Genomic DNA, 19979 nt, shown 5'->3' with positions numbered 1-19979 from the left:
CTAATTCTTCGCAACGGCGGGTTGGGCCGTCGTCGGTGCAATCGGTTCCCGCCAGCCAACGGCCAGGCCGTTGGCGTAGCGCAGATCAATGCGGGCGATGTTGTTGATCTGCTCTTTGAGTGTCTTGTCGTATATGGCAATGAAGCGGCGCATCTTCTCGAGCAGGTTGTCGCGCCCCAGCAGCAGCTCGATGCCCTGGCCGGAACTGCTGGCGCCAGTGGTCAGGAACCAGCTGCCACGCTCGCGCAATTCCAGACGGGCGATCGAGAAGCCCAGCGGACGCAGCATCTGACTCAGGACCTGGTACTGCTGCATGACTTTCTGCTGCGCACGCTGCGGCCCGGCCAACTGCGGCAGGTGCTGGTAGTTGGACAGCTCGCGCGGCGTGAACGCCTGCCCCTGATTGTTCAGCAAAGCCGCGTCCCCCCAGCGGGCTACCGGTAGCTGCTCTTCCAGGCGCACCACCACTTCGTCGGGCCATACCCGACGAACTTCGGCATGGGCGATCCACGGCATGGTTTCCAGTTCGGCGCGCATCGCCGAAAGGTCGACGCTGAAGAAGCTTGCCGCCACGAAGGGCGCGATCCGTTGCTGCACGGCCTTCTGGCTGATGTAACTCAGATCACCCTGGACGGCGATCTTGCTGATTGGCCGATCGGCGTAGGGCATCAGGCGAATCGCCCCTTCATAGGCCCCGAAGCCTGCCGCGACCAGCAACACCGGCCACAACAGACGCTTGATGAAGCCGAAGTTGGCCTTGGGCAGGCGCGCCGACATCGGCTCGGTGGCCTCCAGTCGGCTGGCACCGCGCGGCACCGGCTTGTTACGGCCGGTGGCGGGTTGCTGATGACGTACCATCGCGCCTTGCATGACCGTTAACCTCGCGTCTCGACGCTGGCAGCCAGGATCGCCAGCACCAACTGCTGGAAGTCCAGGCCAGCCGCGCGGGCCGCCATGGGTACCAGGCTATGATCGGTCATGCCTGGTGCGGTGTTGACTTCGAGCAGCCAGAAACGGCCCTGCTCGTCCTGCATCACGTCCAGCCGCCCCCAGCCGTCGATACCGATGGCATCGCAGGCGCGGGCAGTCAGATCGATCAGTTCCTGTTCTCGCGCGCTGTCGAGGCCGCAGGGAATGCGGTACTGGGTGTCATCGGCGAGGTATTTGGCGTCGTAGTCGTAGAACGAATGCGGTGTGCCCAAGGCAATCGGCGGCAGCACCTGGCCGCGCAAGACTGCGACAGTGAACTCGGGACCATGAATCCATTGCTCGACAAGGACCTGGGAATCGTAGCGGGCGGCGTCTTGCCAGGCGGCGACCAGTTCCTGGGCGCTGTTCACCTTGGCCATGCCGATACTTGAACCTTCATGGGCCGGTTTGACGATCAACGGGAAGCCCAGTTCCGTGGCGGCGCGAATACAGTCGTTTTCAGACGCGAGCACGGCGTGACGAGGTGTCGGAATGCCCAGGCTCTGCCACACCTGCTTGGTGCGCAGCTTGTCCATGGCCAGCGCCGACGCGAGGATGCCACTGCCGGTGTAGGGAATGCCCAGGCACTCCAGCAGGCCCTGCATACTGCCGTCTTCGCCGCCGCGGCCGTGCAGAATGATGAAGGCGCGGTCGATCCTTTCGCTGAGCAGACGTTGCAGCAGGTCGTCACCGACATCGATGCCGACCACATCGACACCCGCAGCGCTCAGGGCACCGAGCACGGCATTGCCGGATTTGAGCGACACTTCGCGCTCGGCGCTTTTGCCGCCGTACAGAACGGCGACCCGGCCGAAGGCTTTGACGTCGAGGGTGGAATGCAGGTTGGCGTAGGCGCTGTTCATTGCGCGGACTCCTGTTTGCTGATGGCGCCGGCAAACAGCGGGCTTTTCATCAATTGCGGGGCCAGACCACCGACATCGCCGGCACCCTGACAAAGCAGGATGTCGCCGGCGCGCAGCAGCGGCTTGACCAGTGGGGCCAGCTCGGCGCCACGCTCGATGTAGATGGGATCGAGTTTGCCGCGCTGGCGAATGCTGTGGCAAAGCTGACGGCTGTCGGCGCCGGGAATCGGCTCTTCGCCGGCCGGGTAGACCTCCATCAGCAGCAGGACGTTGGCGTCACCCAGCACCTGCACGAAATCGTCGTACAGGTCGCGGGTGCGGCTGTAGCGGTGCGGCTGGTAGACGATGACCAGGCGCCGGCTCGGCCAGCCGCCACGTACGGCCTTGATCACCGCAGCCACTTCGGTGGGGTGATGGCCATAGTCGTCGACCAGCATCACGCTGCCACCCTCGACCGGCAGCTCGCCATAGACCTGGAAGCGTCGACCGACACCCTGGAAGCCCGACAGACCCTGGATGATCGCTTCGTCGCTGATGCCCTCGTCGGTGCCGATAGCGATGGTCGCCAGGGCATTGAGCACGTTGTGGTTGCCCGGCATGTTCACCGACACCTCGAGCGGCGCGAGGTCGCGGCGCAGCACGGTGAAGTGGGTCTGCATGCCCTGCTGACGCACGTTGATGGCACGGATGTCGGCCTCGTCACTGAAGCCATAGGTCACGGTGGGGCGCTTGACCTGTGGAAGGATTTCGCGCACCACCGGATCGTCCAGGCACATCACCGCCAGGCCATAGAACGGCAGGTTGTGCAGGAACTCGACGAAGGTTTTCTTCAGCTTGTTGAAATCGCCCTCGTAGGTGGCCATGTGGTCGGCATCGATGTTGGTGACCACCGCGACCATCGGTTGCAGGTGCAGGAAGCTGGCGTCGCTTTCATCGGCCTCGGCAATCAGGTAACGGCTGGTGCCCAGCTGCGCATTGGTGCCGGCAGCGGTCAGTCGGCCACCGATGACGAAGGTCGGGTCCAGGCCACCGGCAGCGAACACCGATGCCAGCAGACTGGTGGTGGTGGTCTTGCCATGGGTGCCAGCCACCGCGATGCCGTGGCGATAGCGCATCAGCTCAGCGAGCATTTCGGCCCGTGGCACCACGGGGATGCGGCGCTCCAGCGCGGTGGCGACTTCCGGGTTGGCCGGGTTGATGGCGCTCGACACCACCAGCACATCGGCACTGGCGGCGTTCTCGGCGCGGTGACCGACGAAAATTTCAGCACCGAAGGTTTGCAGACGCTCGGTGACCAGCGAGGCCTTGAGGTCCGAGCCGGACACCTGGTAGCCCAGGTTCAGCAGCACTTCGGCAATGCCGCACATGCCCACGCCACCGATACCGACGAAGTGGATACGGCGAATGCGGCCCATCTTCGGATGAGGCATGGCTTTCTGGCTCTCAACCATTGGCCACCTCCAGGCAGATCTCGACAACGGTGCTGGTTGCAGCAGGCTTGGCCAGGCGGCGGGCGGTGCCGGCCATGGTGTTCAGTTTCTCGGGTTGCATCAGCACCTCGTTCAGGCGTTCAGCGAGCTGCGCTGCGCCAGTTGTAGCTTGTGGCATGAGGAAGGCAGCGCCCTCGTCAGCCAGGTAATGGGCATTGTGGGTCTGGTGGTCGTCGATGGCATGGGGCAGCGGCACCAGCAGCGACGGCAGGCCGGCTGCCGCCAGCTCACTGACGGTCAGCGCGCCTGCGCGGCAGACCACCATGTCGGCCCAGCCATAGGCGTGGGCCATGTCCTTGATGAAGGGTTCGACCTGCGCGTCGACGCCCGCTTCGCGGTAGCGCTCGGCGGTGACCTGCGCATGTTGCTTGCCGGCCTGATGGAACACCTCGGGGCGCAGCTCGGGGGCGACCTCCGACAGGGCCTTAGGTAGCAATTTGTTCAATGGTTCCGCACCCAGGCTGCCACCGAGCACCAGCAGCTTGGCGCGGCGTTCGGCCAGAGGCGCGCGTGGGCTTGCCAGGAACAGTTCGGCGCGCACCGGATTACCCGTGGTGCGGCGCTTGTCGCTGGCGGCGAAGGTGTCCGGGAAGGCTTCGCACACCCGTGCAGCCATCGGGACCAGCAGGCGGTTGGCCGTGCCTGCGCGGGCATTTTGTTCGTGAATGACCAGCGGGATGCCGCACAGCCTTGCAGCGACGCCACCTGGGCCGGTGACATAGCCACCGAAGCCAAGCACGCACACAGGCTTGAGTGCCTGCATGATGCGCCGGGCCTGCAGCACGGCCTTGACCAGCGTCAACGGCGCCTTGAGCAAAGACAGCTTGCCCTTGCCGCGCAAGCCGCTGACCTGAATCAGGTGCAGGGTCAGTCCGGCCTGGGGCACCAGTTCATTCTCGATGCCGCGAGGCGTGCCGAGCCAGTGCACGGTGTAGCCGCGGGCCTGGAACTCGCGCGCGCAGGCCAGCGCCGGGAACACATGGCCCCCGGTGCCGCCGGCCATGATCAGTACATTCTTGCCGTCAGCGACCATGGGTGGGCTCCTCGGCAAAGTCGTTCTCGTTGAATTCGTGCTCTTCGCTGCCCAAATGCGTTCGACTCTCCCACTCGATCCGCAGCAGCAGCCCTACGCAGGCGCAGCAGATCACCAGCGAGCTGCCGCCATAACTGAGGAAAGGCAAGGTCAGGCCTTTGGTCGGCAGCAGGCCGACGTTCACGCCGATGTTGATGAGGAACTGGCCGATCCACAGAAACGCCAGGCCGAAGGCCATGTAGGCGGCGAAGAATTGCTTTGCCTTTTCGGCCCACAAACCGATGTACAGTGCGCGTACGGTGACGAACACAAACAGCGCCACGGTGCACAGGGTTCCGACCACGCCCAGTTCTTCGGCGAGTACCGAGAACACGAAGTCGGTGTGCGCTTCAGGCAGGTAGAACTGCTTCTGTACGCTGTTGCCCAGGCCTACGCCCAGCCATTCACCGCGTCCGAACGCGATCAGCGCCTGGGTCAGCTGGTAACCGGAACCGAACTGGTCCGACCACGGGTCGGTGAAGGTAATCAGTCGCGCCATCCGGTACGGCTGCGCCTGCACCAGGACGAACACCGCCAGCACCGCCAGCACCACCATCAGGCTGAAGCGGAACAACCCAACCCCGCCGAGGAACAGCATGGCCGCAGCGGCGCCCATCATCACCACGGTGGCGCCAAAGTCAGGCTCCATCAGCAGCAGACCGGCCATGGGCAGCAGGACGATGAACGGCTTGAAGAAGCCCATCCAGCTCTCGCGCACTTCCTGCTGGCGGCGTACCAGGTAGCCGGCCAGGTAGATGACCACGAAGACCTTGGCGATTTCCGAGGGCTGAACGTTGAAGAAGCTGAAACCGATCCAGCGCATCGAACCGTTCACTTCCCGGCCGATGCCCGGCACCAGCACCAGCACCAGCAGGGCGAAGGCGCCCACCAGCATCATGAAGCCCATGCGCTGCCAGGTGGAAATCGGCACCAGCATGGTCACGCCACAGGCGGCAACGCCCAGGCCGACGTAAACCAGATGGCGAATCATGTGATACAGCGGATTGCCCGACTGCAGCGCGGCCACTTCGGACGAAGCCGAGGTGATCATCACCAGGCCCAGGCCCAGCAATGCCAGGCAACCGGCGAGGAAGGCGAAATCTAGATCGATGCCACGGCCGCTGATCAGCGGTGACGGATAAGGCTTGATGATGCCGAAGATCATGCCAGCCTCCCTGCCGCCTGGGCGAAGCGCTGTCCGCGTTCTTCGAAGTTCTTGAACATGTCGAGGCTCGCGCAGGCCGGCGAAAGCAACACGGCATCGCCGGGCTGGGCCTGCTCGGCGCAGCGCAGTACTGCTTCCTCCAGGGTTTCGACGCGGATCAGCGGCACCGCATCACCGAGCGCATCGGCCAGGCGCGCGGCGTCGCGGCCGAGCAGCACCACGGCCCGGCAGTAACGCGAAACCGGCGCGCGCAGGGCGGAAAAGTCCGCGCCCTTGCCATCGCCACCGGCAATCAATACCAGCTTGCCGCTGATGTCATCGCCCAGGCCTTCGATGGCTGCCAGCGCAGCGCCGACGTTGGTGGCCTTGGAATCGTCGTACCAGTTGACCTCATGGTGCACGCCAACCCACTGGCAGCGGTGCGCGAGACCGGTGAAGGTGCGCAGCGCTTCGAGCATCGGCGCGAACGGCAGACCGACGGCATGGCCCAGCGCCAGCGCCGCAAGCGCGTTGCTCTGGTTGTGCGCACCGCGCACCTTGAGCTCGCGCACCGGCAGCAGGCGTTCGAATTCGAAGGCCAGGTATTTCTCACCGTCGAATTCGCGCAGGCCGAAGGCTTTGAAGTCTGGGGCGTTGAGGCCAAAGCTCCAGGTCGGACGCCCTTCGACCGGCAGCGGTCGACTCAGGGCATCGGCGCGGTTGATGACCACTTGCTCGGCGCCACGAAAGATGCGGTGCTTGGCCATATGGTAGGCCGGCAGGCCACTGTAGCGGTCCATGTGGTCTTCGCTGATGTTGAGTACCGTCGCCACCTTGGCGTTGAGCTGGTCGGTGGTCTCCAGTTGGAAGCTCGACAGCTCCAGCACGTACAGCTCGATCTCATCATCGAGCAGATCGAGCGCCGGCGTGCCCAGGTTGCCGCCGACGGCCACGCGTTTGCCGGCAGCCTGCGCCATGTCACCGACCAAGGTGGTCACGGTGCTCTTGGCATTGGAGCCGGTAATGGCAACGATCGGCGCCTTGGCGTGACGGGCGAACAGTTCGATGTCTCCGGACAGCCGCACGCCGCGCTCAGCAGCAGCGTGCAAGGCAGGGGTGGCCAGGGCAAGGCCCGGGCTTACGTACAGTTCATCGGCACGGCAGAGGAAGTCGACATCCAGCTCGCCACAGCGCACCTCTACCTGCGGATAGTCGCGGCGCAACGTTTCCAGTTCCGGCGGCTGGGCGCGGGTGTCGGCGACGGCGAAGGCAATGCCTCGATTCGCCAGGAAGCGAACCAGAGACATGCCGCTCTTGCCGAGGCCGACAACGATGCGGAAGTGGTCAGAAGCGATCAATGACACGCGCGTCTACCTCAGTTTCAGGGTGGCAAGGCCGATGAGCACGAGAATCACGGTGATGATCCAGAAACGGACGATCACGCGCGGCTCGGGCCAGCCCTTGAGTTCAAAGTGGTGGTGAATCGGCGCCATGCGGAATACACGCTTGCCGGTGAGCTTGAAGCTGGCGACCTGAATCACGACCGAGAGGGTCTCCATCACGAACACCCCGCCCATGATGAACAGCACGATTTCCTGACGTACGATCACGGCGATGGTGCCCAGCGCGGCGCCCAGTGCCAGCGCACCGACATCGCCCATGAACACCTGGGCCGGATAGGTGTTGAACCACAGAAAGCCCAGACCGGCGCCGATCAGCGCACCACAGAACACGATCAGCTCGCCCGACCCTGGCACATAGGGAATCAGCAGGTACTCGGCGAACTTCACGTTGCCCGACAGGTAGCAGAAGATGCCCAGCGCACCTCCAACCATCACGGTCGGCATGATCGCCAGACCGTCCAGGCCGTCGGTCAGGTTGACGGCGTTGCTCGAGCCGACGATGACGAAATAGGTCAAGACCACGAAGCCGATGCCCAGGGGGATGGTCACATCCTTGAGGAACGGCACGATCAGCGTGGTCTCGACGCTGGTTGGCGCCGTGCTGTAGAGGAAGATGGCGGCACCCAGGCCGAACACCGATTGCCAGAAGTACTTCCAGCGGCTTGGCAGCCCGCGCGAATTCTTTTCGATCACCTTGCGGTAGTCATCGACCCAGCCGATGGCACCGAACAGCAGGGTGATGATCAGCACCACCCATACGTAGCGGTTGCTCAGGTCGGCCCACAGCAAGGTGCTGATGCCGATGGCAGAAAGAATCAGCGCACCGCCCATGGTCGGTGTGCCTGACTTGGACAGGTGCGATTGCGGGCCGTCATTACGCACGGCCTGACCGATCTGACGCATCTGCAAGGTGCGAATCATCCAGGGACCCAGCCACAACGACAGCGACAGCGCGGTCAGTACACCCAGAATCCCGCGCAGCGACAGGTACTGGAAGACCGCGAAGCCTTTGTGGAACTGTTGCAGATACTCAGCCAACAGCAGCAGCATTAATGTTTCTCCTCGCTGGAACCACACAGAGCCGCCACGACGTTTTCCATCGCAGCGCTGCGAGAACCCTTGATCAAAATGGTGGTGTTGCCGGTGTCCTGGCCGCGAATGGCCTCGATCAGCTCGGCTTGAGAAGCGAAGTGGTGGCCTTGTGGCCCGTAGGCACTGACGGCGTGAGCCATGTTGGCGCCCACCGCGTACAAGGCATCGACCTTGCCGCGTGCATAGGCACCGACTTCACGGTGACCTTCCTCGGCCCACTGCCCCAGTTCGCCGATATCCCCGAGCACCAGGACGGTGCGGCCGGAAAAGCCGGCGAGTATATCAATGGCGGCGCACATGGAGGTGGGATTTGCGTTGTAAGTGTCGTCGATCACACAGGCCCCACCCGGCGCCAGTTGCGCCACGGTGCGGCCCTTGACCGGCTGCACGGCGTTGAGCCCGGCGACGATCTGCGTCAGCTCGACGCCCATGGCGTGCGCAGCTGCCGCAGCGGCCAGGGCATTGCTGACGTTATGCGTGCCGAGCAGATTCAGCTGCACCGCGCCCTGGCCTTGCGCGCCGTGCAGGGTGAAGGCTGGGCAGCCGCGGGCATCACGAGTGATGTCGCTGGCATGGAAGTCGGCCTGCGGGTTGCTCAGGGAAAAATCGATTACCCGGCGCGCGCCATTGCGCCGCTGCCAGATGGCATAGGCCTTGTCATCCAGGTTGAGCACAGCGGTACCGCCTTCGCTCAACCCTTCGAGAATTTCACCCTTGGCCTCGACGATCTTGTCAGGGCCACCGAATTCACCGACATGGGCGGTGCCGGCGTTGTTGATCAGCACTACCTGGGGTTGCGTCAGGCCGACCGTGTAGCGGATTTCACCGATCCGCGAGGCACCCAACTCGATCACCGCTGCGCTGTGCTGTGGCGAGATTTCCAGCAGCGTCAGCGGCGCTCCCAGATCGTTATTGAGGTTGCCGCGGGTGGCGAGCACTTCACCCCGCTGGCGCAGGATGCTGGCGAGCATTTCCTTGACGGTGGTCTTGCCGCTGGAGCCGGTAATGGCTGCAACCGGGCCGGTGAATGCGGCACGGTTCAATGCGCCCAGCTGGCCGAGCGCCACGCGACAATCGGCGACCAGCAACTGGGGCAGATCCACCTCTGGTACTTCACGCTCGACCAATGCCGCAACGGCACCCTTGGCCTGCACTTCGGCCAGGTAGTCATGACCGTCGAAACGTGGTCCGCTCAGCGCCACGAACAACTGCCCGGCGCTGACCGAACGGCTGTCGATGCTGACACCCTCGAACGCGGCATCACGGCCCAGTACCCGGGCCTGCAGCGGCACGGCCAGTTGGCTGAGGGTCATGGCCTCAAGCATGGGGAACCTCCCAGGCGGCAAGGGCCTTGTCGGCCTCGACAATGTCAGAGAACGCGTGGCGCTGACCGGCGATTTCCTGGTAGTCCTCATGGCCCTTGCCAGCCAGAACGACGACGTCCTCGACACCTGCATGGGCAATGAGCTGAGCAATGGCAGCGGCGCGGCCCGGTACGAACAGCGCCTCACTGGCACGAGCGAAGCCGGGACGAATATCGGCAAAGATCTGCAAAGGGTCTTCACCGCGCGGGTTGTCGTCGGTGACCAGCACCTGATCAGCCAGACTCTCGGCCACCTGCGCCATCAGCGGCCGCTTGCCACGGTCGCGGTCGCCGCCACAGCCGAACAGGCACAGCAACTGGCCGCGAGCATGGGGACGCAGCGCGGTGAGGACTTTCTCCAGCGCGTCCGGGGTGTGGGCGTAGTCGACCACCACCAGCGGCTTGTCGCCGCCACCCAGACGCTGCATGCGCCCTACCGGCCCTTGCAGCTGCGGCACCACGCGAAGAATTTCATCCAGGGTGTAATCCAGGGCGAGCAAGGTCGCCACGGCAGCCAGCACGTTGCTCAGATTGAAACGGCCAAGCAGCTGGCTGCGCAGCGTGCGCTCGCCCTGGGCAGTGACCAGCACGGCTTGCACGCCATCGTCGCTGAACAGCGCTTCGCGGCAATAAAGAGAAGCCTCGGGATGCTCCAGGCTGTAGCTGATCAGACGGGTTTCGACGCATTCAGTGCTTGGTCGTGCAGCGAACGCCTCCGCCAGATCGCGACCGAAGGCATCGTCCAGATTCAGCACCTGGCAACGCAGGCCTGACCAGGCGAACAGCTTGGCCTTGGCGGCAGCGTAGGCCTCCATGCTGCCGTGGTAATCGAGGTGATCACGCGACAGGTTGGTCAGCACGGCGATATCGAAGGCCAGCGCGGCAACCCGCCCCTGCTCCAGGGCATGGGAAGACACTTCCATGGCCACGGCCCGGGCACCGGCCTTTTTCAGGTCGTTGAGGGTGGACTGCACGGCGATCGGGTCGGGGGTGGTCAGGCGACCACTTTGCAGATGACCGTGGAAACCGGTGCCCAGCGTGCCGATCAGGCCGCAGCGCTGGCCCAGCAGGTCGAGTGCCTGCGCCACCAGTTGGGTGACGCTGGTCTTGCCGTTGGTCCCGGTGACACCGACCATGTCCAGCTGGCGGCTCGGCTCGCCGTAGAAACGCCCGGCGATTTCCGACAACTGCGCGATCAACCCTCTGACAGGGATCAGCGGAATATCGGTCAGCGGCAGCACGGTGGCGCCCTGTTCCTCGTAGGCCACAGCGGCAGCGCCACGCGACATCGCATCAGCGATGTGCTGACGACCGTCGAGCTGCGCGCCGGGCACCGCCAGGAACAGATCGCCCGGGCGTACCTGACGGCTGTCGAGGGTCAGCTCGCGAATCAAAGGATCACGGCTGGCGTGGGCGAAAAGCTTGCTCAATGGCATCGTCATCAGCCACGCCCTCCTTTAGCGGGTACTGAATTGGCCTGTTGTGCTTCGGCAGGGGGCGGCAGGTTGTCTGGCGGTACATTGAGCAGACGCAGAGTGCCCGACATCACCTTGCTGAACACCGGCGCCGATACCAGACCACCGAAGTAGCCACCTTTGCTCGGCTCATCGATGACCACGACGATGGCGTAGCGCGGGTCGCTCATCGGCCCGAAGCCTGCGAACAACGAACGGTAGGCGTTCTCTGTGTAACCCTTGGAGCCCACGGTGGCTTTACGCGCCGTACCGGACTTGCCGGCCACGTGATAGAACGGCACCTGCGCGCGGAAGACCCCGCGAGGCGCTTCGATCACCTGCTGGAGCATGCCTTGAATGGTCTCGGCGGTTTCCTTCGGCACCACCTGGTTGGACTCAGGCTCCTTGTCGAGCTTGAGAATCGACAGCGGCACCATCTTGCCGTCGTTGGCCAGCGCCGCGTAGGCGTGCACCAGTTGCAGCGCGGTGACGGAGACGCCATAGCCGTAGGACAGCGTGGCTGTTTCGGCCTTGCGCCACTCGCGGTGGTTAGGCAGGTTGCCCACCCGCTCACCGGGGAAGCCCAGGCCGGTGTACTGCCCCAGGCCCAGCTGGGCCATGACGCGGTAGATGGCCTCGCCGCCGATGTCGAAGGCGATCTTGCTCATACCAACGTTACTGGAGTTGATCAGGATGCCGGTCAGATCGAGAATCGGGCCTTCGCTCTTGGATACGTCCTTGATGGTGTAACGACCGATCTGCAAGCTGCCTGGGTAGACCTCGACCTTGTCGGTCGGCTTCCAGCGGCCGCTTTGCAGCGCAGCACTCATCGACAGCGGCTTGACCGTGGAGCCGGGCTCGAACACGTCGATGATCGCCCGGTTGCGCATGGCCGCCGGGAACATGCTACGGCGGTTGTTCGGGTTGTAGGTGGGCTGGTTGACCATGGCCAGCACTTCGCCTGTTTTCACATCCATGATCACCAGGCTGCCGGCCTTGGCTTCCTGCTCGGCGATGGCGTTGCGCAGCTCACGGGTAGCCAGGTACTGCAAACGCAGGTCGATGGACAAGGCCAGGGTCTTGCCAGCCTTGGCATTCTTGGTGACCTGGATGTCCTTGATCAGCCTGCCGCGACGGTCCTTGATAACCTGGCGCTTGCCAGGCACGCCGGCCAGCCACTCGTCGTAGGCGAGTTCAACGCCTTCGCGACCGTGGTCATCGAGGTCGGTAAAGCCGACCATGTGTGCGGTGACATCACCGGCGGGATAGAAGCGACGGAATTCCTCCATGCCGTAGACGCCGGGCACTTTCAGGTCGAGCACCTGCTGGCCCTGCTCGGGCGTCAGGCCGCGCACCAGATAGATGAATTCCTTGCTGGCCTGCTGGGTGAGGCGTTCGGTCAATTGCTGCGGGTTTTGCCCAAGCACCGCTGCCAGTTGTGGCCAGCGGTCCTTGGAGGCCTGCATTTCCTTGGGGTTGGCCCACAGCGTGGTCACAGGAGTGCTGACCGCCAGCGGCTCACCGTTGCGGTCAGTGATCAGGCCTCGGTGGGCCGGAATGGGAATGTGGCGCAGGCTGCGGGCATCGCCCTGGCCTTTGAGGAAGTCACGGTCAACCACCTGCAGATCGATGATGCGCCAACAGATGGCACCCACCATGATCGCCAGCAGTGCGATCACCACGCGGAAGCGCCAGGGGTAGAGTGCGCCTTCAAGCTTCATCATGGCGCGATCATCCGAACTTCGTCCGCAGCCGGAACGCGCATCTTCAGTTGTTCGCTGGCCAGGTTCTCGATACGGCTATGGGCCGTCCAGGTGCTTTGTTCGAGAATCAGTCGCCCCCACTCGGCCTGGGCCTTGTCGCGGTCGTTGAGTTCGCCGTAGAGGGTGTTGAGCAACTGGCGATTCCAGTGTGCGCTATAGGACACGGCAATGGCCGATACCAATACACCGACGAACAGCACCAGCATCAGGAAGCTTCCGCCCGGCAGCGGCTTGGCGAAGAGCTTGCTCACCGGAGTTTCTCCGCAACCCGCATGACCGCGCTGCGCGACCGTGGGTTGGCCTTGAGTTCCTCTTCGGAGGCGAACTGGGCCTTGCCGATCAGCCGCGCCAAAGGTTCGAAGACTTTGTGCTGCACCGGCAGGTTGCGCGGCAGGTTGTCGGCCTCGCCCTTGGCCAGCTTGCGCATGAACAGCTTGACGATGCGATCTTCGAGGGAATGGAAACTGATGACCACCAGCCGACCGCCAACCTCCAGCGCATCGAACGCTGCCTGCAGGCCGGTTTCCAGATCGCCCAGCTCATTGTTGACGTGGATGCGCAGCCCCTGGAACGCACGGGTTGCCGGGTTCTTGCCCTTTTCCCAGGCCGGATTGGCGACCTTGAGCACTTCAGCCAAATCGGCAGTGCGGGTGAACGGCTGCTGTTCGCGGCGCTGGACCACGGCCCGCGCCATGCGACGGGCGAAGCGCTCTTCGCCGTATTCTTTGAATACCCGGGCGATTTCTTCTTCATCGGCACTGGCGATGAACTGGGCAGCGCTCAAGCCCTGATCGGGGTTCATGCGCATGTCCAGCGGGCCGTCATTGAGAAAACTGAAGCCGCGCTCAGGGTCATCCAACTGCGGCGATGACACACCAAGGTCGAGCAGAACACCGGAGACCTGGCCATCGAGCCCGCGCGCGGACACTTCATCTGCCAGCTCGGCAAAACTACGCTGCACAATGACAAAGCGGCCGTCTTCGGCCGCCAGCGCTTGCCCCGTGGCAATCGCTTGTGGGTCCTTGTCGAAGCCCAGGAGCCGTCCGGCGCTTCCGAGCTTGCTGAGAATCAGGCGGCTATGCCCACCCCGGCCGAAGGTGCCATCGAGATAGCAACCCTCGTCGCGCAGGGCCAATGCCTCGACAGCTTCGTCGAGCAGCACGGTGATGTGGTTGAAGCCGCTATCTATAGTCACAGGATCAGGTCACGCAAATCGTCGGGCACAGCGCCCGGTTGTTGAATAGCTGCAAGATCAGCGGCCGAAACCAGGTTCCAGGCCTCTTCATCCCACAGCTGGAATTTGTTCAGCTGCCCTACCAGCATCGCTTTCTTGTCCAGCTGGGCGTACTCACGCAGCCGTGGCGGCACGAGAAAGCGCCCACTGCCATCGAGCTCCAGATCAACCGCATTGCCGATCAGCAGGCGCTGAAGGCGGCGGTTTTCTTCACGCAAGGACGGCAATGCGCGCAACTTGGCTTCTATTTGCTCCCACTCATCGAGCGGGTAGACGCACAAACACTTGTCTACGGCGTCGATCGTGACGATCAGTTGGCCGTTGCAACGCGAATCCAGCTCGTCGCGATACCGACTCGGCATGGCGAGCCTGCCTTTGGCATCCAGGCTGACGGCGTTGGCTCCGCGAAACACGACTGTGATTCCCCAAAATGTTGGCTAGATGGTGGCAAAAAACCCACTTACTCCCACTTTTCGCCACTCGCGCACACTATAGGAATCCGCCCGCTGCACCGTCAAGGCACGTTCACGCGGAAAACCCTTAGAGCAAGGCGATTTAGCGCACAAAAAGAAGAGGGAAGAAGCACAGGGGGAGGCAACGGATCTTAAAAAGCAACACAACTCATACGCCTACAGCGCATAGTTAATGTTGTTTATTAAGACTAAGATTTTTTCGGCATTAGCAGAGGGCTTCTGCCATGGTTTGCAAGCGAGGGAAATGAGGTGGAGAGTCGGTCTGTAAGCCGGGTTCTGTCGAGGACAGTCATTCCTCTACGACGGCCATCACTGGACGCCTTTAGCAACCTACCCGGTTCCGACGCGGGCCACGCCTTAAGGAACCCTATTTGGTCTTGCTCCGAGTGGGGTTTACCTAGCCACGAACTGTTGCCAGACGTGCGGTGCGCTCTTACCGCACCTTTTCACCCTTACCGGCGCCGAAGCGCTTAGGCGGTTATTTTCTGTGGCACTTTCCGTAGGCTCGCGCCTCCCAGGCGTTACCTGGCACTCTGCCCTGCGGAGCCCGGACTTTCCTCCCCCCTCTTTTGCGGAACAAAAGAAGGCAGCGACTGTCCAACCGACTCTCCGCCGCCAAGGGTAACGGCAGCGCCGCTCAAGAACAAGCAACATCGTTAAACAATATCGTAATGCCACTACTTGTCTTTTTGCAGTTCCAGAGCGAACTGGTAGAGCAAGTTCTTGCGCACTCCAGTGATTTCAGCGGCCAGTGCAGCGGCTTTCTTGAGCGGCATTTCCGCCAGCAGCAGGCCAAGCACGCGCTGCGCTTCACTGTCTATCTGCTCATCGCCCACGGGCGCGACCCACCCGCCCACCAGCACCACGCACTCCCCGCGTTGCTGATTACTGTCGCCTGCGACGAAACTGCACAGCTGATCGAGCGGCAGGCTCTTGATGGTTTCGAACGTCTTGCTGATTTCCCGTGCCAGCACCGCCGGCCGGTCCTCGCCAAAGACGCTGCGCATGTCTTCCAGGCATTCCAGAATCCGGTGCGGCGCCTCATAGAAGATCAGGGTGCGCGGCTCTTCCTTGAGCTGGCCCAGACGCCCGCGACGCGCCACCGCCTTGGCCGGCAGGAAGCCTTCGAAGATGAAGCGATCAGACGGCAGGCCGGCAGCCGAGAGCGCCGCGATCAATGCACAGGCACCCGGCACAGGCACCACTTCGATACCGGCAGCACGGGCCTGGCGCACCAGGTGATAGCCAGGGTCGCTGATCAGCGGCGTGCCGGCATCGGACACCAGTGCCACGTCATCCCCTGCCAGCAAACGCCCCAGGAAGCGCCCGCCTTCATCGCGTTCGTTGTGTTCATGGCAGGCCGCCAGCGCAGTGGTGATACCGAAATGCTGCATCAGACGAATCGAATGCCGAGTGTCCTCGGCAGCGATGAGCGCGACGTCAGCCAGCACCTTCAGGGCCCGCGCACTCACGTCATCGAGGTTGCCGATGGGTGTGGCCACCACGTACAACCTGCCCTTGGCGGACTTGGGAACCCCTGCATCGTCAGTCACTCAAACACCTGCTCATCCAGATCAAAGCGGGCATTGTAGCCCGAGCGCCGGTAATGACGAGCAACGATCTTCAGCCGCGAAATACCCAGGCCGACCTATAGTAAGGCGTCAGCGCCGGTAGCATCGCGCCGCGGCGGGTGCTTGGGTACAATCGCTTCCACCTTGACCTCGTAACAGGACCCTTCCATGACCGCTTGCCTGCGGCTGTTCTCAGCCTTCTGCCTCGCTGCACTGCTCGCAGCGTGCGCCAGCTCGCCCTCATCCAGCCTGGGCGAACTGCCGCGCACGCCGGACGCCAGCATCGAGCAACTGCTCGAGCGCGCCGACTCCAGCAAGTCTGCAGCCGAGGCGGCTTCGCTGCGTCTGAGCGCCGCGGACATGGCTTACCAGCAAAAGGATCTACCCCGTGCGGCACGCATTCTCGAGCAGGTCTCGCTCGATGCGCTGAAACCTGCCCAGCAAGTGTTCGCCAGCACCCTGGCCGCCGAGCTGGCCATGAACCGCAATCAGCCCAAGGCCGCGCTGAAGGCATTGCAGCACCCTAGCCTGCAACGCCTGGGCGAACTGCCCGAGGCGCAGCAAGTGCGCACGTACACGGTCCACAGCGCCGCATTGGAGGCCGATGGTCAGCAACTTGCCGCCGTCGAGCAGCGCGTGCTGCTCGCGCCACTGCTCAGCGGCCAGGCCGCTGATGCCAACCAGAACACCATCTGGGCCCTGGTTGCCGCGCTGCCCGCCGAGCAGCTGCAGCCTGCCGCCAATCCTGTCGTGTCGGGCTGGACCAGCCTGGCACTGGCGCTCAAACGTGCCGGCACCCTGGAACAACAGCAGGCGGCGATCGACGCCTGGCGCAAGCAGAATCCCGATCACCCTGCCGCGGTCAAGCTGCCCGAGCCGTTGGCCAAGCTCAAGGAGCTGACCAGCGAACCGCTGACCAAAATCGCCCTGCTGCTGCCCCAGGAAGGCCCGCTCGCCAATGTGGCCCGCGCCCTGCGTGACGGGTTCATGGCTGCCCACCTGCAAGCCCAGCAGTCAGGCCAGCCGACACCTGACATACAGGTGTACGACAGCTCGAAAATCACCTCGCTGGACGACTTCTACCGTCAGGCCCAGGCCGCCGGCGCGCAGATGGTCGTCGGTCCGCTGGAAAAGCCGCTGGTCAAGCAACTGGCCGCGATGGCGCAACTACCCCTTCCCACGCTGGCGATGAACTACGCCGACGCAGGCCAGAAAGCGCCGCCCCAGTTGTTCCAGTTCGGCCTGGCCGCCGAGGATGAAGCCCGCGAAGTATCGCGCCGTGCCCGTGCCGACGGGCTGGTCCGCGCTGTGGCCATGGTGCCGAGCGGCGAGTGGGGTGATCGCGTCCTGGCTGCCTTCCGCCAGGATTGGGAAAGCAACGGCGGCACGCTTCTGGCCGCAGAGCGTATCGCCCAGCCCGTCGCCCTGGCCCAGCAGATCGCCGATCTGTTGAAGCTGCGCCAGAGCGAAGGCCGAGCCAAGAGCCTGCAGGAAACCGTAGGCGGCGATGTCGCCGCGCAACCTTCGCGCCGCCAGGACAGTGACTTCCTGTTCCTTGCAGCGACCCCACAGCAGGCCCAGCAGATCAAGCCCACACTGAACTTCCAGTACGCGGGCGATCTTCCGGTGTACGCCACGTCCAACCTCTACAGTGCCAGCGGTGACGTCAATCAGTACAACGACATGAACGGCATTCGTTTCTGTGAGACACCATGGCTGCTCGACAGCAACAACCCGCTTCGTCAGCAGGTCGTTCAACAGTGGCCACAGGCCGCTGGAAGCCTGGGCCGACTGTATGCCATGGGCGTCGATGCCTATGGCCTGGCCCCTCGCCTCGGCCAGCTCAAGGCTTTGCCTGACAGTCGTATCGAAGGCTTGTCCGGCAGTTTGAGCATCAACCAGAGCCAGCGCATCGAACGCCAGTTGCCATGGGCCGAGTTTGCCAGCGGTCAGGTCAAGCGTCTGCCCGATACGCCGCGCTGATGAGCGCATCGCCAGCACGCGCCGGCAGGATGGCCGAAGATCATGTCCTCGAACACCTTCAGGGACTTGGCCTGACCCTGATTGCGCGCAACTGGCGATGCCGTGGCGGCGAGCTTGATCTGGTCATGCTCGACGCCAATACAGTAGTATTCGTCGAAGTCCGCTACCGGTTGCACGCCAGCTTCGGCGGCGCCGCAGGTAGTGTCGATTACCGCAAGCAACAGCGACTTGCGCTTGCCGCTACGGTGTTTCTGCAACGGCACGCCTGCTGGGCCAATCACCCCTGTCGCTTCGATGTCGTCGCGCTTCAAGGCAGTGACCACGCCGGCGAACCCTTGCAATGGCTGAAAAACGCCTTCGACTGCTGAACCCGAATCGATCATTCGCTCTATGTTTCGCGGGCAGGCCCTGGTTGCGCTCCGCGCCGGCCACCGCCCCTCTTAAGGTCACACCCGATGGACATGCAATCCCGAATTTGCCGGCTGTTCCAGGCCAGTATCGATACCAAGCAACAGGCGATGGACGTCCTGGCACCGCATATCGAGCACGCCAGCCTGGTCATGGTCAACGCGCTGCTCAACGAGGGCAAGATGCTCGCCTGCGGCAATGGCGGCTCGGCCGGCGATGCGCAACATTTCTCCTCGGAGCTGCTCAACCGCTTCGAGCGCGAACGCCCCAGCCTGCCGGCCATCGCGCTCACAACCGACAGCTCCACCCTCACCTCCATCGCCAACGATTACAGCTACAACGAGGTATTTTCCAAGCAGATCCGTGCCCTGGGACAACCTGGCGATGTGCTTCTGGCAATTTCGACCAGCGGTAACTCGGCCAACGTGATTCAAGCAATTCAGGCCGCACATGATCGAGAAATGATTGTCGTAGCCCTGACCGGGCGCGACGGTGGCGGCATGGCTTCACTGCTTTTGCCGGAGGATGTGGAAATTCGCGTGCCGTCCCAGGTGACTGCCCGTATCCAGGAGGTTCACCTGCTGGCCATCCACTGCCTGTGCGACCTGATCGACAGCCAACTGTTCGGGAGTGAAGAATGATTTCCAAGCGTCTAGGCCTGATGGCCATCACCTTGTGTCTGGGGCTTTCGGGCTGCAGCTCAATCGTTTCGTCATCGCGCAATTCACCGATTGACGACGATCGCGGCACGCGCACCATCGGCAGCAAGATCGACGACTCGCTGATCGAAACCAAAGCCTCGGTGAACATTTCCAAGGCCAGCCCTGACCTCGACAAAGGCTCGCACATCGTCGTCAGCAGCTATAACGGCGTGGTGCTTCTGGCCGGCCAGACCCCGCGCGCCGACCTCAAGAGCCTGGCCGAGGAAACCGCCAGCCAGGTACAACGGGTCAAGCGGGTGCACAATGAATTGCAGGTCATGCAGCCCTCCTCGATCCTGGCCCGCAACAACGATGCCTGGCTCACCACCAAGATCAAGACACAAATGCTGGCTGACGTGAACGTGCCAAGTTCGCGAATCAAGGTCATTACCGAGAATGGTATCGTCTACCTGCTGGGCCTGGTCACCAAGGGTGAGGCTGCTGCCGCGACCAACGTTGTGCAAGGTGTCTCTGGCGTACAGAAGATCGTCAAGCTGTTCGAGTACATCGACTGAACCAGCGCGGCATTCAATAAAAAGGCGATCCTTCAGGATCGCCTTTTTAGTTACTTGACCACCTTCAGACTCGGCCGACCGCTGGGCCGTGGCGGCTGCCCACCGTCGTCCGGCGAGTCATCGCCATCGATGTCTTCAGCGTCCAGCAGCTCATCGCCTTCATCCACCGGCTCCAGCTCGAAGACCATGCCCTGACCGTTTTCCCGAGCGTAGATGCCCAGAATAGCGCCACTGGGCACATACAGGCTGTGGGCAACGCCGCCGAAACGGCCTTCGAAACTCACCGCGTCATTATCCATGTGCAGGTTTCGCACAGCGCTTGGCGATATGTTGAGGACGATCTGACCATCACTGGCAAAACCGTCGGGTACCTGGACCGCCGGATATTCGGCGTTCACCAGCATGTGGGGCGTGCAATCGTTGTCGACGATCCACTCGTACAGCGCTCTTACCAGATAGGGGCGACTGGAGTTCATCACCG

General features: G+C 63.1%; 19 protein-coding genes and 1 other RNA gene. 4 read left to right on the top strand and 16 right to left on the bottom strand.

Annotated elements, in window-relative coordinates; genetic code table 11:
- The 15 genes from LK03_RS10010 to rsmI form a co-directional block, all read right to left on the bottom strand.
- Nucleotides 1-870 (bottom strand): cell division protein FtsQ/DivIB, encoded by an 870-nt coding sequence (locus LK03_RS10010; protein ID WP_038412193.1) that lies wholly within the window; start codon nt 868-870, stop codon nt 1-3.
- A 5-nt stretch (nt 871-875) separates the two neighbouring features.
- Complete coding sequence (locus LK03_RS10005) at nt 876-1832, bottom strand: D-alanine--D-alanine ligase (RefSeq protein WP_038412191.1); 957 nt, start codon at nt 1830-1832, stop codon at nt 876-878.
- Entirely contained in the window at nt 1829-3283 is a 1455-nt protein-coding gene (gene murC / locus LK03_RS10000) for a UDP-N-acetylmuramate--L-alanine ligase (protein ID WP_038412189.1), read from the bottom strand. The genes LK03_RS10005 and murC overlap by 4 nt, the downstream gene beginning before the upstream one ends.
- Complete coding sequence (gene murG, locus LK03_RS09995) at nt 3276-4355, bottom strand: undecaprenyldiphospho-muramoylpentapeptide beta-N-acetylglucosaminyltransferase (protein ID WP_038412188.1); 1080 nt, start codon at nt 4353-4355, stop codon at nt 3276-3278. The genes murC and murG overlap by 8 nt, the downstream gene beginning before the upstream one ends.
- Nucleotides 4345-5559 carry a putative lipid II flippase FtsW gene (gene ftsW, locus LK03_RS09990; protein WP_038412187.1) on the bottom strand — a complete coding sequence of 405 codons (1215 nt, stop codon included), beginning with the start codon at nt 5557-5559 and terminating at the stop codon, nt 4345-4347. Before ftsW ends, murG begins: the two co-directional genes overlap by 11 nt.
- Nucleotides 5556-6902 (bottom strand): UDP-N-acetylmuramoyl-L-alanine--D-glutamate ligase, encoded by a 1347-nt coding sequence (murD, locus tag LK03_RS09985; protein WP_038412186.1) that lies wholly within the window; start codon nt 6900-6902, stop codon nt 5556-5558. The genes ftsW and murD overlap by 4 nt, the downstream gene beginning before the upstream one ends.
- 6 nt (nt 6903-6908) lie before the next feature.
- Nucleotides 6909-7991 carry a phospho-N-acetylmuramoyl-pentapeptide-transferase gene (gene mraY / locus LK03_RS09980; RefSeq protein WP_038412185.1) on the bottom strand — a complete coding sequence of 361 codons (1083 nt, stop codon included), beginning with the start codon at nt 7989-7991 and terminating at the stop codon, nt 6909-6911.
- The gene (locus LK03_RS09975) at nt 7991-9358 is read right to left on the bottom strand and encodes a UDP-N-acetylmuramoyl-tripeptide--D-alanyl-D-alanine ligase (protein ID WP_038412184.1); all 1368 of its coding nucleotides are present in this window, start codon (nt 9356-9358) and stop codon (nt 7991-7993) included. Before LK03_RS09975 ends, mraY begins: the two co-directional genes overlap by 1 nt.
- Nucleotides 9351-10838, bottom strand: a complete 1488-nt coding sequence (locus LK03_RS09970; protein WP_038412183.1) for a UDP-N-acetylmuramoyl-L-alanyl-D-glutamate--2,6-diaminopimelate ligase — start codon at nt 10836-10838, stop codon at nt 9351-9353. Before LK03_RS09970 ends, LK03_RS09975 begins: the two co-directional genes overlap by 8 nt.
- Entirely contained in the window at nt 10838-12571 is a 1734-nt protein-coding gene (locus LK03_RS09965) for a peptidoglycan D,D-transpeptidase FtsI family protein (RefSeq protein WP_167334516.1), read from the bottom strand. The genes LK03_RS09970 and LK03_RS09965 overlap by 1 nt, the downstream gene beginning before the upstream one ends.
- The gene (ftsL, locus tag LK03_RS09960; RefSeq protein ID WP_028696612.1) at nt 12571-12864 is read right to left on the bottom strand and encodes a cell division protein FtsL; all 294 of its coding nucleotides are present in this window, start codon (nt 12862-12864) and stop codon (nt 12571-12573) included. The genes LK03_RS09965 and ftsL overlap by 1 nt, the downstream gene beginning before the upstream one ends.
- On the bottom strand, nt 12861-13808 hold the full coding sequence (rsmH, locus tag LK03_RS09955; RefSeq protein ID WP_038412181.1) for a 16S rRNA (cytosine(1402)-N(4))-methyltransferase RsmH: 948 nt from the start codon (nt 13806-13808) through the stop codon (nt 12861-12863). The genes ftsL and rsmH overlap by 4 nt, the downstream gene beginning before the upstream one ends.
- Nucleotides 13805-14260 (bottom strand): division/cell wall cluster transcriptional repressor MraZ, encoded by a 456-nt coding sequence (mraZ, locus tag LK03_RS09950; RefSeq protein WP_038412180.1) that lies wholly within the window; start codon nt 14258-14260, stop codon nt 13805-13807. The genes rsmH and mraZ overlap by 4 nt, the downstream gene beginning before the upstream one ends.
- Nucleotides 14261-14569: 309 nt before the next feature.
- Nucleotides 14570-14929: RNase P RNA component class A (gene rnpB, locus LK03_RS21660), an RNA gene on the bottom strand.
- Nucleotides 14930-14997: 68 nt separating this feature from the next.
- Entirely contained in the window at nt 14998-15873 is an 876-nt protein-coding gene (gene rsmI / locus LK03_RS09945) for a 16S rRNA (cytidine(1402)-2'-O)-methyltransferase (RefSeq protein ID WP_038412179.1), read from the bottom strand.
- Between the two features lie 186 nt (nt 15874-16059).
- Between rsmI and LK03_RS09940 the strand changes: the two genes are divergently transcribed.
- The 4 genes from LK03_RS09940 to LK03_RS09925 all read left to right on the top strand — a co-directional run bounded on the left by LK03_RS09940 (nt 16060) and on the right by LK03_RS09925 (nt 19498).
- The gene (locus LK03_RS09940; RefSeq protein WP_038412178.1) at nt 16060-17874 is read left to right on the top strand and encodes a penicillin-binding protein activator; all 1815 of its coding nucleotides are present in this window, start codon (nt 16060-16062) and stop codon (nt 17872-17874) included.
- Nucleotides 17871-18242 (top strand): YraN family protein, encoded by a 372-nt coding sequence (locus tag LK03_RS21915; RefSeq protein ID WP_081951669.1) that lies wholly within the window; start codon nt 17871-17873, stop codon nt 18240-18242. Before LK03_RS09940 ends, LK03_RS21915 begins: the two co-directional genes overlap by 4 nt.
- 87 nt (nt 18243-18329) lie before the next feature.
- Nucleotides 18330-18923: a phosphoheptose isomerase gene (locus LK03_RS09930; RefSeq protein ID WP_028696606.1), complete on the top strand. Its 594-nt coding sequence runs from the start codon at nt 18330-18332 to the stop codon at nt 18921-18923.
- The gene (locus tag LK03_RS09925) at nt 18920-19498 is read left to right on the top strand and encodes a BON domain-containing protein (RefSeq protein ID WP_038412176.1); all 579 of its coding nucleotides are present in this window, start codon (nt 18920-18922) and stop codon (nt 19496-19498) included. The genes LK03_RS09930 and LK03_RS09925 overlap by 4 nt, the downstream gene beginning before the upstream one ends.
- Before the next feature lie 50 nt (nt 19499-19548).
- Here LK03_RS09925 and LK03_RS09920 read toward each other — a convergent pair whose 3' ends face one another.
- The gene (locus tag LK03_RS09920) at nt 19549-19974 is read right to left on the bottom strand and encodes a ClpXP protease specificity-enhancing factor (protein ID WP_038412175.1); all 426 of its coding nucleotides are present in this window, start codon (nt 19972-19974) and stop codon (nt 19549-19551) included.
- Nucleotides 19975-19979: the final 5 nt, after the last annotated feature.

Source organism: Pseudomonas cremoricolorata (genome assembly GCF_000759535.1).
Taxonomy (GTDB): domain Bacteria; phylum Pseudomonadota; class Gammaproteobacteria; order Pseudomonadales; family Pseudomonadaceae; genus Aquipseudomonas; species Aquipseudomonas cremoricolorata_A.
This window is presented reverse-complemented; position numbering and strand designations above follow the sequence as displayed.

Excerpts from the sequence above, each read along its gene's own strand:
- LK03_RS10010 (WP_038412193.1), bottom strand. The coding sequence starts at position 870 with ATGCAAGGCGCGATGGTACGTCATCAGCAACCCGCCACCGGCCGTAAC.
- LK03_RS10005 (WP_038412191.1), bottom strand. The coding sequence starts at position 1,832 with ATGAACAGCGCCTACGCCAACCTGCATTCCACCCTCGACGTCAAAGCC.
- murC (WP_038412189.1), bottom strand. The coding sequence starts at position 3,283 with ATGGTTGAGAGCCAGAAAGCCATGCCTCATCCGAAGATGGGCCGCATT.
- murG (WP_038412188.1), bottom strand. The coding sequence starts at position 4,355 with ATGGTCGCTGACGGCAAGAATGTACTGATCATGGCCGGCGGCACCGGG.
- ftsW (WP_038412187.1), bottom strand. The coding sequence starts at position 5,559 with ATGATCTTCGGCATCATCAAGCCTTATCCGTCACCGCTGATCAGCGGC.
- mraY (WP_038412185.1), bottom strand. The coding sequence starts at position 7,991 with ATGCTGCTGCTGTTGGCTGAGTATCTGCAACAGTTCCACAAAGGCTTC.
- LK03_RS09975 (WP_038412184.1), bottom strand. The coding sequence starts at position 9,358 with ATGCTTGAGGCCATGACCCTCAGCCAACTGGCCGTGCCGCTGCAGGCC.
- LK03_RS09970 (WP_038412183.1), bottom strand. The coding sequence starts at position 10,838 with ATGACGATGCCATTGAGCAAGCTTTTCGCCCACGCCAGCCGTGATCCT.
- LK03_RS09965 (WP_167334516.1), bottom strand. The coding sequence starts at position 12,571 with ATGAAGCTTGAAGGCGCACTCTACCCCTGGCGCTTCCGCGTGGTGATC.
- LK03_RS09940 (WP_038412178.1), top strand. The coding sequence starts at position 16,060 with ATGACCGCTTGCCTGCGGCTGTTCTCAGCCTTCTGCCTCGCTGCACTG.
- LK03_RS09930 (WP_028696606.1), top strand. The coding sequence starts at position 18,330 with ATGGACATGCAATCCCGAATTTGCCGGCTGTTCCAGGCCAGTATCGAT.
- LK03_RS09925 (WP_038412176.1), top strand. The coding sequence starts at position 18,920 with ATGATTTCCAAGCGTCTAGGCCTGATGGCCATCACCTTGTGTCTGGGG.
- LK03_RS09920 (WP_038412175.1), bottom strand. The coding sequence starts at position 19,974 with ATGAACTCCAGTCGCCCCTATCTGGTAAGAGCGCTGTACGAGTGGATC.